The organism is Halomonas sp. 3A7M (assembly GCF_014897875.1).
GTDB lineage: Bacteria > Pseudomonadota > Gammaproteobacteria > Pseudomonadales > Halomonadaceae > Vreelandella.
Map to the genome: position 1 here is coordinate 14850 of NZ_JABUZD010000050.1, position 13285 is coordinate 28134.

The window sequence follows — 13285 nt, forward strand, 5'->3', positions numbered from 1 at the left end:
TCAATTAGCCTAAATCTCCCGACCAGAAGCCAAACACTAATAAGGCCATGAGTAGACATGTTAACCCAATGCGCCATTTAAGGGATGCTAGTAGCCGTCGCGAGCTGCTGTCATCCTTTAATAAAAAACCTGCGCCAGCCGCTAAACTAGCGACTATTCCAATAAAAACTAGGCCAATGAGCAGCTTTAACCACATGACGAAAACCTCTTTTGGGTCGCAACGTCTATACGTCTGGTGTGTGTTTTGGGGCGTATTAGTTTCGCTAGGTATCTTCCTAGGACTATGGCAGTGGGAGCGTGCCGCTGACAAGCGAGTTTTGTTAGCCGCTCGTCAGGCAGCGCCTTTGGTCAAATCGCCTACTGCTATGCCAGAAGATGGATCTGAGCTGCATTTGCAAGGAGAGTACCTCGCTAATCACACGCTTTATCTGGATAACCGCATTGTAGATGGGCGTCTGGGCGTGGCTGTGTTAACCCCTTTCCGAGACAGTTTTGATCAGTTGTGGCTTATTCAGCGGGGATTTATTGAGACAGGGCCAAGTAGGGCGGCGCCGCAAGCGGATACTCCAGAGGGCAGCGTATCCGTTTCAGGCGAGTGGCAGGTTGCGCGATCCGGTGGACCGCTATATGGCAAAAACAAGGAAGGGGTAAGGCTGCAGCAGATCAGTTTAACCCCGTGGGAATCAACATTGCCGGCCTTCACTTACACCGGCTGGCTACATGCTGACCAGGGTGAGGGGGTGTTTACGCCCTGGTGGGAAGCTAGCGTGATGCCTCCTAGTCGCCATCTTGGCTATGCTTTTCAATGGTGGGGGTTGGCACTTGCTGCGACAGTGGTCATGGTGTTGGGGGGACGTCGCCTGCGCAAAGATAGTCTTACAAAAGATAGCCTTACAGGTTGCTGAGGGGAAAAGCATGGAGCAACGCCAGCCAGTTCGTTATCCGCGAGTTAAGTTGTTGCTGATATTTGCAGCATTCGCGGCGCCTATTGTTACTGCGTGGATGATGTTGACATGGCAAATAGGCATACCTAGTGAAGATACTGCCCATGGTCAAGTGCATGTCAGCGTGCCCGCACTAGATGATTGGCCTCTGAGCGCTCAACCCGAAAAAAATGATGCGTGGACACTCGTGTTTGACTGTACTTCTCTCTGTGATGAGCGCATGGATGAATTGTGGCGTCTGCATCGAGCGTTGGGTCGAGAAGCTCCTCGGTTAGAGCGACTACGAATAGGCGGGAGTGCACAAGAGCTTCCAGGTGAAAAGGTTAGTCGTTGGCTGGCAGAACCTGCATGGCGAGAAGAAAATAGCGTCTGGCTAATGGATCCTTTCGGCAGGCCAGCGTTGTCATTTAATAATGCAGTGCCAGCAGCTGATATTCTCGATGATATACGTCATTTGTTTAAGGTTAATCCGCTATAGCAAACAATATACCGTTACTCTGCATGCTCGACCTCGCAGGTCGTAAGGAAGCAACGTGCCATATTCTACTGAGCGGCGCTTACAATGGCTGAAACGTTTAACCTTGGTCGGCACTGTGCTTACAGCGTTAGTGATTCTAGTTGGCGCATGGACGCGCTTAGTTGACGCTGGTTTGGGGTGCCCAGACTGGCCCGGCTGTTATGGGCGGCTGTTAGTCCCTGATGCCGAGCATGCTGCTCTACAACATCCTGATGTACCTCTTGTGCCTTTTAAAGCATGGGTAGAGATGGCTCATCGGTATGTAGCAAGTTTTTTAGGGCTTATCGTTCTAAGCGTAGTGGCGCTAGGTTTTTCATTGCGCAAGCGTCCAGGGTTTCCATGGAAAGTAAGTATTGCCTTGCTCGTTGTTATTCTGCTTCAAGGCGCGTTTGGCGCTTTTACAGTGACGCTAAAGCTTTGGCCACAAGTGGTTACTTTGCATTTGTTGGGTGGGCTAAGTGTGCTGATGCTGTTTTTTTGGGTGCATCTGCGAATTCGGCTCAGCTTGACAAGGCCTGTACCTACCTCTATCGACCATGCTTCTTTTTCCACACGTTATACCTCTCCATTTAAGAGTGCTAATGCGCTCTGGGTAATCGGCGTGTTGATATTAGTTGTGCAGCTTGCTTTAGGTGGCTGGGTATCCAGCAATTATGCAGGTATTGCCTGCCAAGGATTCCCGACCTGCAATACGCAGTGGTGGCCAGAAATGGATATAAGTGAAGGCTTCCACCTAACACAAACGGTCGGCCCTAATTATTTACATGGCCAGCTACATGCCGATGCACGTACTGCAATTCACGTTATGCATCGTATTGGAGCGCTTGCACTCGGTATTGTCTTGTTGGCGCTATGGTGGCGATATCGTACGGCTGCGTCTGTCGGGCGAGCGCTCACCTTGGTGGTAATTGCTTATTTTGCCCAAGTCGCGCTTGGCATTGCTAATGTGTTGTTGTGGCTTCCACTATGGCTGGCTCTGTTACATACCGCTGGAGCGGTTGCCTTGACCTTGTGTATGGGGTGGGCTGTTTGGTGTTGGAAATATCCTTATAATCAGTATCTTAATGAGGTGAATGATCTAAAGTCATCTCGGGTTCTCTTGACGTAAGGTGGTAACTAGAGGTTTTGCTGAGTCAAAAACAATAGAGGCTATTTGTTGTTGTGCTGTAACAAAGATGAAAAAATTGTGAAAGTGGTATCGTTGGGGAAATAGGGTGTACAATTATCGTCAAGCTTTCTACCTCTCCGTTGTGAAAGGAGCGTTATGAGTTCCACAGGAGCGTTGTTGTTATTCATCGTTGCAATTATTGTCGTTGCAGCCCTTGGTTTTTATGCCTATAAACTTCGCCAAGAGGTTAAGCGTCGAGAAGCGTTTCGGCTGGACGAAGAGCGTCGTGCCCATCAAAACAGCCTGGAAAATCTTGATTTTGTCGTTAGCGCGCTGGTGCAAGAGCAAGTCGACATTACAGAAGGGGCTTGGCGATGCAAAGTGTTGCTTGAGATTATTGATTCTAGCCTAACAGAGCGTCCAGACTTTCAAGCGTTTGCAGAGGTGTACAATCGTACTCGGCATTTAAAAACTCACTCCGCACGTAAGCAATTGACGCCACGAGAGCGAATGCAAGAAGATAAAGAGCGTATTGCTGTTGAGGACGATATGCGTCCAGCCGTACTTGAGGCAGCAAAAAAGGTAATTGAGTGGAGGTCCAAAGGATCTATGGGTCTTCATTAACCCTGTTTAACGAGCATAGGGGGCTATAAGTACGATAACCTATGTTTTTTGACGCTTATGGCGTCAATTTTGCTATGCTGAAAATGTCGGTATTGGCAAGAAGTTGATATCTCGGCATTGTTGCCTTCTGGTGATTAAACGTTAATCATAGGCAAACGTTCAGACATATGGTGAAAGCACAATATTGCCATGGTACTGAGCAGCGAAAAATGGATGCTCTCGCGAATTAGAAGCATTGGGATAGATTTGGTCTTTTGACCATGTCAGCATTGGATCAAGAAGGAGTCTTGCATGAAAAAATCAACGACTGGCTTGCTAATCGGTTCTGCACTGGTAGTGGGTTTATCAGGCTGTGCCAGCTCAGCATCACAATCATCTGGCCAAACCAGCGCAAGTAGCGATCGCGATTGGTATCAACATCCCTTCGTTTGCGGATTGGCAGGCAGTGTTATCGGCGGCAGTATTGCTTACGCAACGAGCGGCAATTCTGACGAAGATGAAAATACCGCTATTGGCGCAACTGCTGGTGCAGCGATCGGTGGCCTGCTATGTGCAGACCGTACGCCTGAGCCAGTAGCACCGCAGTGCCCAAGCTATGGTGAAGTGCCCGCAGGCGTTGCAGTGGATGCTGAAGGCTGCCCGCTGGACTCCGATGGTGACGGCGTGCCAGATTACCGTGATCAGTGCCCGGGAACGCCTGCTGGTGTAGCTGTTAACGCAAATGGCTGCCCACTCGATTCTGATAACGACGGCGTGCCGGATTATCGCGATCAGTGCCCCAATACTCCTGCAGGTGTTGCAGTTAACTCACTAGGTTGCCCTGACAGCGTTGTGTTGCAGGACGTAAACTTTGAGTTTGATTCTGCACAGCTAACTGCCCAAGCACGAGGTGTTCTGGACGGTGTTGCAGAGCGCCTGGTCAATAATCCTGATGTGCGTGTGAGCATTGAAGGTCACACTGACTCTCGCGGTGCTGATCAGTACAATAAAAATCTGTCGCAGCGTCGTGCGGAATCCGTTGCTGCTTACCTTGCCCAACGTGGCGTAGGTGCTAACCGTATGCGTGCTGTTGGCTACGGCGAAGAGCGCCCGGTTGCTAGCAATGATACCGATGCGGGTCGCGCACAAAACCGTCGTGTAGAAATGGATGAGTGGAACTAAGCCACGCATCGCTTTACATTAAAGGGTTAGGCCATTGTGCCAGTGATTAATGCCCTTTAAGCACGAAACGGGAGGCTTATGCCTCCCGTTTTATTTTACGGCCTGCTAAATTCTGGTAGGCTGGGCAACCCTCAAAAAGCACCTAATACTCTCGATCATTGATAGCGAAATGTGATCCTTGGTATGGATCACCACTGCGCTCAAGGAATATCTTAATGCCCATAGTAACATTGCCGGATGGCAGCCAAAGAACGTTCGAAGCACCACTTTCTATCATGCAGCTCGCAGAATCCATTGGCCCTGGTTTGGCCAAGGCCTGTGTGGCTGGCAAGATTGATGGTGTATTGGTCGATGCTGCTGACTTGATCGAGCAAGATGCTGAAGTGGCGATAATTACCGCCCGTGATCCCGAAGGGCTTGAGATTATCCGCCATTCCTGTGCTCACTTGATTGGACATGCGGTTAAGCAACTGTACCCTGATGCCAAAATGGCCATTGGGCCAGTCATTGACGATGGTTTTTATTACGACATTGATTTCGGCAAGTCGGTCACGCCTGACGACTTGGAAGCCATCGAAAAACGCATGCAATCACTTATTGAGCGTGATTACGACGTGGTGCGTGAGTACGTTGATCGCGACAAGGCGATGAAAACGTTTATTGAGCGTGGCGAAACGTTCAAGCAGGAAATTGTCCGTGATATACCTGAGGGTGCAACAATACGTTTGTATCATCATGAAGAGTACACGGACATGTGTCGCGGGCCGCACGTGCCGAATACGCGCCACCTGAAAGCTTTCAAGCTAACCAAGCTAGCTGGCGCCTATTGGCGTGGAGATGCCTCAAACCCGATGCTGACACGTATTTACGGTACAGCATGGGGCGATAAGAAGCAGCTCAAAGCTTATTTGAAGCGCCTAGAAGAGGCCGAAAAGCGAGATCATCGCAAATTGGCACGCAAGATGGATCTTTTCCATTTGCAAGAAGAAGCGCCAGGCATGGTTTTTTGGCACCCCAATGGCTGGACGATGTACCAGGCGCTAGAAGATTACATGCGCAAAATTCAGCGAGCGCATGGTTATCAAGAGATTAAAACGCCGCAAGTAGTGGATCTTTCGTTGTGGAAGAAATCGGGCCACTGGGGTCACTACAGTGAGCTCATGTTTACCACTGAGTCAGAAAAGCGTGAGTATGCTGTTAAGCCTATGAACTGTCCCTGTCATGTACAGGTATTTAATCAGGGATTGAAAAGCTACCGCGATTTACCGTTACGTCTAGCAGAATTTGGTAGCTGCCACCGGAATGAGCCATCGGGCTCATTGCATGGTCTGATGCGCGTTCGTGGCTTTACTCAAGATGATGCGCATATTTTTTGTACCGAAGGTCAAATTCAGGCAGAAGCAGAAGCATTCATTGCGCTTACCCTGCAAGTTTATAAAACGCTTGGTTTCGAGGATGTTGAACTCAAGCTGTCAACTCGACCTGAGGACTTTCTTGGCGAAGCAGAGATGTGGGATCGGGCAGAGCAGGGGCTTGAAGCTGCACTCAATGCGACGGGGCTTGATTGGGAGCTTCAGCCAGGAGAGGGGGCTTTTTATGGCCCGAAAATTGAATTCGCTCTGCGTGATTGCCTGAATCGTGTTTGGCAATGTGGTACTCTACAGTTAGATTTCAATTTGCCAGGGCGCTTAGGCGCGCAATACGTTGATGAAGATGGGACACGAAAGACCCCAGTGATGCTTCATCGTGCTATCTTAGGTTCTTTTGAACGGTTCTTGGGAATCCTAATCGAGCACTATGCTGGTGCGATGCCGCTATGGTTGGCACCTCAGCAAGCTGTGTTGATGACCATTACTGATGCGCAGCGTGATTATGCGCTTGAGTTGGAGCAACGGCTGCAAAAAAATGGCTTACGAGTTAAAGCGGACTTGAGGAACGAGAAGATCGGCTTTAAAATCCGTGAGCATACGTTACAGAAAGTTCCCTATCTCCTTGTGGTGGGAGATAAGGAAGTCGAAGCTGACTCAGTGGCCGTGCGAACTCGCAGCGGCGAAAACCTCGGCACAATGACAGTCGATGAATTCATCGAACGTTGCAGTGCAGAGCGAGCAGCCCTGGCGACATCGTCAATTGCCTAAGGAGACGGAGCAATCAAGCGAAGCAATCAGCGCGGGCGTCCACAAGACAAGCGCCCACCAATGAACGAGAGAATTACCGAAGAAGAAGTACGTTTGATCGATGCTGAAGGTGAACAGTTGGGTGTTGTGCCCACCACCGAAGCGCTTGAGCGTGCAGAAGCTGCCGGTTTAGACCTCGTGCAAATTTCGAATGCCGATCCAATCGTTTGTAAGATTATGGATTATGGCAAATTTGTTTTTGAGACGAAGAAGCAGAAAGCGGCTCAAAAGAAAAAGCAGAAGCAAATTCAGGTCAAGGAAGTCAAATTCCGTCCTGGCACCGACGAAGGCGATTATCAGGTCAAGCTTAAAAACCTGACGCGCTTTCTTGAAGGTGGTGATAAGGGCAAAGTCACATTGCGCTTCCGTGGTCGTGAAATGGCGCACCAGGACATTGGTCGTAAGCTAATGGAACGGATCGCGGCAGACCTGGAAGAGATCGGAGCGGTAGAGTCTTTCCCGAAAATGGAAGGACGCCAGATGATCATGATTATTGCCCCGAAGAAGAAGTGATCCAACGGCGAAGCTAACGGGTCAGCGTGAAAGCGCTGATCGGCCCTGGGTTTTCTAAAAAATATCGAGCGGAGTTTTCTCATGCCGAAAATCAAAAGCAACAGCGGCGCTGCTAAGCGCTTTAAAAAGACCGCTAATGGCTTCAAGCACAAGCAGTCTTTCCGTAGCCACATCTTGACCAAGAAGTCGACCAAGCGTAAGCGTCAGCTGCGTGGTATGAAGCAGATCCATGCTTCTGACAAAGCGCTGATTCAGCGCATGCTGCCGAATCTGTAAGGTCGAATTTTCTTATCTGAGTGCATTTAGCCTCAGTCATAAAGTCAGGAGTGTGTTATGACTCGTGTTAAGCGTGGCGTAGTTGCCCGTCGTCGCCATAAAAAAGTATTGAAGCAGGCTAAAGGTTACTACGGAGCCCGTTCGCGTGTTTTCCGCGTAGCCAAGCAGGCTGTTATCAAAGCCGGTCAGTATGCTTACCGTGACCGCCGCAACCGCAAGCGTCAATTCCGCGCTTTGTGGATTCAGCGTATTAACGCTGGTGCGCGCATCAATGGCATGTCTTACAGCCGCTTTGTTGGCGGTCTGAAGAAAGCCGGTATTGAAATTGACCGCAAAGTATTGGCCGACCTGGCAGTACACGAGAAAGCTGCATTTGCGGCTATCGTGGAAAAAGCCAAGGCTGCCCAATAAGTCACATTACACTGAGTTAGATCAGTGTGACGTGTCAGAGGTCATTTCAGTGTGACCCATGCAGGGGAAGAGCAGCCGCTCTTCCCCTGTTTTTTTGTCACCTTCAACATGCCAGCCATCTTTAGAGATGGAAATCGCTTAATTCGGAGTGAATCGGATGGACCATCTTCCTGCTCTGGTGTCAGAGGCTCGCGATGCTATTCATGCGGCGCAAAGTGTCCCTGCTCTAGATGAGTTGCGCGTACGTTACTTGGGTAAAAAAGGCGAAGTGACGGCCTTGTTGAAAGGCTTAGGAAAGCTATCAGCAGAAGAGCGTCCTGCCGCCGGTGAGCAAATTAATCAGGCGAAACAGACCCTGGCAGCTGAAATTGATACAAGGCGTCAGCAGCTTGAAAGCGAAGCGCTTAATGCTCGCTTGGCAGCTGAAAAAATTGACGTGACACTGCCTGGCCGCGGTCAAGAGAATGGCGGCCTGCATCCCGTCACTCGCACGCTTGAGCGTATTGAAGGCTTGTTTACCAGGATTGGCTACGATGTGGCGGTGGGGCCAGAAATTGAAGATGACTACCATAATTTCGAAGCGCTAAATATACCCGCTCATCACCCTGCGCGTGGTATGGCAGATACCTTCTATTTCGATGCTACACGCTTGTTACGTACTCACACATCGCCAGTTCAAGTACGTACCATGAAAAGTAGTGAGCCGCCGATCCGTATTGTTTGCCCTGGTCGTGTCTACCGTAGTGATTCAGATCTCACCCACACCCCAATGTTCCACCAAGTGGAAGGTCTGTTGGTTGACGAAGGTGTGAGCTTTGCAGATCTTAAGGGAACTATTGAAGATTTTCTCCAAGCATTTTTTGAACGCGATGATCTTTCAGTGCGCTTCCGCCCCTCTTACTTTCCATTCACTGAGCCCTCCGCAGAGGTCGATATTCAGTGCGTGATGTGTAGCGGTGATGGTTGTCGTGTCTGCTCGCATAGCGGCTGGTTGGAGGTTATGGGCTGTGGGATGGTGCATCCCGAGGTGTTCAGGCATTCGGGTATTGATACTGAGCGCTACACAGGGTTTGCGTTTGGTATGGGCGCCGAGCGGCTTGCGATGCTGCGCTACGGTGTCAATGATCTACGTTTGTTCTTTGAGAACGATCTGCGTTTTCTTCGCCAATTTACCTAAGACCGCTGCCAACGACGGGAATCAATATGAAATTTTCAGAACAGTGGCTGCGTGACTGGGTGGCTCCGCAGCTTGATACACAGGCAATTGCTGATCAAATTACCATGGCAGGCCTTGAGGTCGATGCTATCGAGGCCGTTGCGTCCGCGTTTAGTGGCGTAGTGGTTGCAGAGGTGCTGACTAAAGAGAAGCACCCAGATGCTGATAAGCTCAACGTATGTACTGTTAATGATGGTACCGGTGAGCCTGTGCAGGTTGTTTGTGGCGCTGCCAATGTCGATATTGGTCAAAAAATTCCGTTTGCTCAGGTGGGTGGCATTCTGCCGGGCGACTTTAAGATCAAAAAAGCCAAATTGCGTGGTGTTGAGTCACGCGGAATGATTTGCTCGGCCTCAGAGCTAGGCCTTGAGGAAGAGACGTCTCCTGGGATTTTTGTGCTGCCCGCCTCTGCGCCGATAGGTCTAAGTTTTCGAGAGTATATGCAGCTCGATGACATGACCATTGAGGTTGATCTCACGCCGAATCGTGGTGACTGCCTAAGTATCAAGGGGCTGGCTCGAGAAGTGGGTGTGCTCAATCGTCTTCCGGTGAGTGGGCCTGAGATTGCGGCCATTGAAGCCAGTATTGACGATACTTTTTCAGCGCGTATTGAAGCGCCGGAGCAGTGCCCACGCTACCTGGGCCGCATTATTAAAGGTGTCGATATTAGCGTCGAAACCCCGCTGTGGATGGTAGAGCGTCTCCGGCGTAGCGGTGTTCGTTCCATTGACCCTGCCGTTGATGTGACTAACTACGTGATGCTGGAGCTAGGCCAGCCGTTGCATGCGTTTGATCGCTACAACCTTCACGGCGGTATTACCGTTCGCTTGGCGCGTAATGAAGAGCGCCTGACCTTATTGGACGGTCAGGAAGTAGCGCTAAGACCTGAAACGCTGGTTATTGCTGATGATGAAGGTCCTCTAGCAATGGCAGGCGTTATGGGGGGCGAGAACTCAGGGGTAAGTGAGAAGACCGATACGATTTTCTTGGAAGCTGCCTATTTTACGCCGCTGGCTATCGCAGGGCAGGCGCGTTCTTACGGTCTCCATACGGATGCATCACATCGATTTGAACGTGGCGTTGATCCGGCGCTTGCCAGTGTGGCGATTGAGCGTGCCACTCAGCTTCTAATGGAGATATGTGGTGGTCAGGCTGGCCCTGTTACTGAGTCGTCCAGTGACGAACACCTGCCAGCACCCCGTAACATTGTATTGCGCGAGGCGCGTTTAGAGAGCGCGCTTTCGAAGCGGCTGCCGGCTGAAGATGTAACTGACATTCTGCAGCGTTTAGGGCTTGCAGTTGATAAGCAGGCAGATGGCTGGTCAGTCACAGCGCCAAGCTGGCGTTTTGATGTGGCGATCGAAGAAGATCTCATTGAAGAGATTGCTAGGGTTCATGGTTACAACAACCTGCCTGTTCGGCGCCCTGCGGCGCGTTTGGCACTGCGTCCGGCTAACGAGGCGGTGCTAACCCAAGCCCAGCTGCGTAACCAAATGGTAGCTCGCGGTTTTCAGGAAGCGATAACTTACAGCTTTGTTGCGCCTGATCTCCAGGCGGTGATGTTGCCGGACGCTATTTCACCAGTGTTGGCGAATCCGATTTCGTCAGATCTGTCGGTGATGCGGGCCAGTCTGTTCCCTGGCTTAGTGCGTGCGCTTGAGCATAACCTGAACCGGCAGCAAACCCGTGTCAGATTGTTTGAAACTGGCTTGGTATTTAATGGCCATTTGGACAACCTTTCGCAAGTCCCGATGATGGGAGCGCTGGTATGCGGAGGTCGTGAAGCTGAAGGTTGGTGCGGGGCTAAAGCCCAAGTCGATTTTTACGATCTAAAAGGCGATTTAGAAAGCCTGCTGGCGCTTGGTGGCGCGCTGGATGCTTGGCGTTTTGAGCCGGGTGAGCATCCTTCGCTACATCCTGGGCAAACAGCAAGGCTGTTGCATAATGGTCAGCCAGCCGGTTGGATTGGCACCTTGCATCCTCAGGTACGAGCTAAGCTAGGGCTGAAAGTTGATGCCGTCATGTTTGAGGTTCGCTTAGATGCGCTGAGCGAGGGTCTCATCCCGGCTTTTGAGCCGCTGTCACGTTATCCGGAAGTTCGCCGTGACTTGGCTTTCACTGTTAAGGCAGAGATACCGGTTCAGGCGCTACTTGATTGTGCAAAAGCACAAGCTGGCGATTACTTAAAAGACATTAAGCTATTTGATGTCTATGCTGGTAAGGGCGTAGCTGATGGTTGTAAGAGTATTGCATTGGGCTTGACGTGGCAGCACGGATCACGCACGCTAAATGACGATGAAATCAACCTGTTGGTAGATTCTATCGTATCGCAAGTGCGAACAGAATTAGATGCTGAGCTACGTGGATAGGATTTGTGGATAGGATTTGCGACTAGGTTTGGTGGATAGTTACGTGAATAATTAAATAATGCCATGACACGACGCTTATCACGTTCTTGGCAATGCGTTTGCTACATGGAGGGGGCCTTATGGGTGCGTTGACCAAAGCAGAGCTAGCAGAACATTTACACACTGAGCTCGCGCTGTCGAAGCGAGAAGCAAAAGCCATGGTTGAGGCTTTTTTTGAAGAGATCCGTGCCTGCTTGCGCGAAAACGAGCAGGTTAAGCTATCGGGTTTCGGCAATTTCGATTTGCGTGATAAGCGCGAAAGACCGGGGCGTAACCCCAAGACAGGTGAAGAGATTCCCATTTCTGCACGGCGCGTTGTTACTTTTCGTCCCGGTCAAAAACTAAAGCAGCAGGTAGAGCGTTATACAAGCAGCTAACTTGCGGGTGGCGGAAGTTTAAACGCGCTGATCGGTGGCTAAGTGTGTCGAGCAGTTGTGCTGAGCTGATGCCCAGAATGGTAGCAAATGAAAAGGAGTACCTTCGGGTGCTCCTTTTTAATTTCGGACTAAAGTCCACGTCCTTCAATGAGCCAAGTGATCACTACCTTAATGACATAACCCAGCATGCCAGCACCCAGAACGACAAAAAGCATGATCGTGCCGAACTTCCCTGCGTTGGATTTCTTAGCTAAGTCCCAAATAATAAAGCACATAAACACGATTAAGCCACCGACCATGATCGGTGTTATCCATGCTTCAAAGAGCTGCTGCATAAGATTTCCTACTAAATGATTGATAGTGCCCCATGAGAAGGCGTGTGTCGTTTTTGCGAGTCGTGTTAATATTTGACCAAATTCATCGGGTATTTGTCGACTGAACAAAGCACAGTGCGACACTATTGCAGAGGAGTAGGCCATGCCAACGCTAACGATTCTAGTCGGTACAATGTACGGTGGCGCGCTAGATGTCGCAGAGCAAGTAAAGCCGTTATTTGAGCAGGCTGGCTACAAGGTTGATATTTCTGAGCAGCCGACGATTGACGATTTGACCAATAGCCAAGATCTTACGCTGTTTTGTGTATCAACCACGGGCAGTGGAGATTACCCAGGGAATTTTGTTTCTTTTGTGCGCGGGCTGCAGGAAAAAAGTCCCTCGCTTACCTCGTTGCGCTATGGATTGATTGCGTTGGGCGATAGCTCATACGGAGATACGTTCTGTGGAGCGGGAAGAGCGCTCGATGCGTTATTAGAGGATCATGGTGCGACGCGTTTAGGTGAGCGGCTGGAAGTGGATGCTATGGAAACCTTTATGGCAGATGACGCCGCTATTCCGTGGGTAGAAGAGTGGATTGAGTCTCAGCAACTGAAGGTTGCTTAGCCATGCAGCGAGTCCCTTTTTCTCCAGAGCGTATTAGCGTTGCCCTCGGACTTTGTATTGTGATGTTGGCCGCGATACCTCGTTACATGGTAGAAGGGCATGAAACACGCCAGGCATTGTTACTTATTGCGCTAGCCATTGTGGTAGGTGCTGCCGCTGTTCAGTGGAAAATGCTGTCGGTTGACGCACGAAAAGCGCTGCCGAAATTATGTCAGCGCTTGCTATTTATGCTGCTGATGGGTGCCCTGGTAATGGGGGCATGGCATGGTCTGTTCACTGACTGGATTAGCTGGCAAGTGTTTATTTCCCACGCAGCAACCTGTGGTCTGCTATTTCATGCTGTTTCTTTGTGGTGGGCAAAACGCGATTAAAGGCCACTATTTTAGCTGTGATCGCCAGGCTACAAGGCTTCATCTAACGTTTAAAAATAATTTTGACTGCATTGTGGTCAAAAAACGACCTAAAATGGTCGTTTTGCTAGTGATTACCCTTGTATTTGCGGGTTATGCCCCCATCTTGCGAGCATGGCGCTTGCCACGATGCGCTAGGGTTCTTAAAATTGCCCCCTTGTACTTATTTTACGCAATCAACATAACGCCCAGCCGCTAGAGGAC

The 13285-nt window shown here is 50.2% G+C and carries 16 protein-coding genes; 14 read left to right on the top strand and 2 right to left on the bottom strand.

Annotated elements, in window-relative coordinates:
- Positions 1-4: 4 nt before the first annotated feature.
- Complete coding sequence (locus INT19_RS03775; protein WP_038483896.1) at positions 5-196, bottom strand: DUF2909 domain-containing protein; 192 nt, start codon at positions 194-196, stop codon at positions 5-7.
- Between INT19_RS03775 and INT19_RS03780 the strand changes: the two genes are divergently transcribed.
- The 12 genes from INT19_RS03780 (at position 195) to INT19_RS03835 (ending at position 11732) form a co-directional block, all read left to right on the top strand.
- Complete coding sequence (locus tag INT19_RS03780; protein ID WP_089038326.1) at positions 195-905, top strand: SURF1 family protein; 711 nt, start codon at positions 195-197, stop codon at positions 903-905. The genes INT19_RS03775 and INT19_RS03780 overlap by 2 nt on opposite strands.
- 10 nt (positions 906-915) lie before the next feature.
- On the top strand, positions 916-1422 hold the full coding sequence (locus tag INT19_RS03785; protein ID WP_193059779.1) for a hypothetical protein: 507 nt from the start codon (positions 916-918) through the stop codon (positions 1420-1422).
- 55 nt (positions 1423-1477) lie between these two features.
- Positions 1478-2569, top strand: a complete 1092-nt coding sequence (locus INT19_RS03790) for a COX15/CtaA family protein (protein WP_089038324.1) — start codon at positions 1478-1480, stop codon at positions 2567-2569.
- A gap of 156 nt (positions 2570-2725) precedes the next feature.
- Complete coding sequence (locus INT19_RS03795) at positions 2726-3193, top strand: DUF2489 domain-containing protein (RefSeq protein ID WP_193059780.1); 468 nt, start codon at positions 2726-2728, stop codon at positions 3191-3193.
- 291 nt (positions 3194-3484) lie between these two features.
- On the top strand, positions 3485-4354 hold the full coding sequence (locus tag INT19_RS03800) for an OmpA family protein (protein ID WP_193059781.1): 870 nt from the start codon (positions 3485-3487) through the stop codon (positions 4352-4354).
- Positions 4355-4569: 215 nt separating this feature from the next.
- Complete coding sequence (gene thrS / locus INT19_RS03805; protein ID WP_089038321.1) at positions 4570-6492, top strand: threonine--tRNA ligase; 1923 nt, start codon at positions 4570-4572, stop codon at positions 6490-6492.
- Positions 6493-6504: 12 nt separating this feature from the next.
- Positions 6505-7044 carry a translation initiation factor IF-3 gene (infC, locus tag INT19_RS03810; protein WP_083003855.1) on the top strand — a complete coding sequence of 180 codons (540 nt, stop codon included), beginning with the start codon at positions 6505-6507 and terminating at the stop codon, positions 7042-7044.
- A gap of 81 nt (positions 7045-7125) precedes the next feature.
- Positions 7126-7320 (top strand): 50S ribosomal protein L35, encoded by a 195-nt coding sequence (rpmI, locus tag INT19_RS03815; RefSeq protein WP_009724291.1) that lies wholly within the window; start codon positions 7126-7128, stop codon positions 7318-7320.
- Positions 7321-7377: 57 nt separating this feature from the next.
- Positions 7378-7731 (top strand): 50S ribosomal protein L20, encoded by a 354-nt coding sequence (rplT, locus tag INT19_RS03820; RefSeq protein ID WP_009097607.1) that lies wholly within the window; start codon positions 7378-7380, stop codon positions 7729-7731.
- A gap of 157 nt (positions 7732-7888) precedes the next feature.
- Complete coding sequence (pheS, locus tag INT19_RS03825; protein WP_193059782.1) at positions 7889-8908, top strand: phenylalanine--tRNA ligase subunit alpha; 1020 nt, start codon at positions 7889-7891, stop codon at positions 8906-8908.
- Positions 8909-8934: 26 nt separating this feature from the next.
- Positions 8935-11316 (top strand): phenylalanine--tRNA ligase subunit beta, encoded by a 2382-nt coding sequence (pheT, locus tag INT19_RS03830; RefSeq protein WP_193059783.1) that lies wholly within the window; start codon positions 8935-8937, stop codon positions 11314-11316.
- Between the two features lie 119 nt (positions 11317-11435).
- Complete coding sequence (locus INT19_RS03835; RefSeq protein WP_009724294.1) at positions 11436-11732, top strand: integration host factor subunit alpha; 297 nt, start codon at positions 11436-11438, stop codon at positions 11730-11732.
- A 128-nt stretch (positions 11733-11860) separates the two neighbouring features.
- On the opposite strand, the gene INT19_RS03840 is transcribed toward INT19_RS03835, so the two are convergent.
- Positions 11861-12067: a DUF2788 domain-containing protein gene (locus INT19_RS03840; RefSeq protein ID WP_038483925.1), complete on the bottom strand. Its 207-nt coding sequence runs from the start codon at positions 12065-12067 to the stop codon at positions 11861-11863.
- Positions 12068-12209: 142 nt separating this feature from the next.
- Between INT19_RS03840 and INT19_RS03845 the strand changes: the two genes are divergently transcribed.
- Together INT19_RS03845 and INT19_RS03850 are read left to right on the top strand one after the other, a co-directional pair.
- A complete protein-coding gene (locus tag INT19_RS03845; protein WP_193059784.1) occupies positions 12210-12671 on the top strand; it encodes a flavodoxin domain-containing protein in 462 nt (153 codons plus the stop codon).
- A gap of 2 nt (positions 12672-12673) precedes the next feature.
- Complete coding sequence (locus INT19_RS03850) at positions 12674-13042, top strand: hypothetical protein (RefSeq protein WP_089038317.1); 369 nt, start codon at positions 12674-12676, stop codon at positions 13040-13042.
- Positions 13043-13285: the final 243 nt, after the last annotated feature.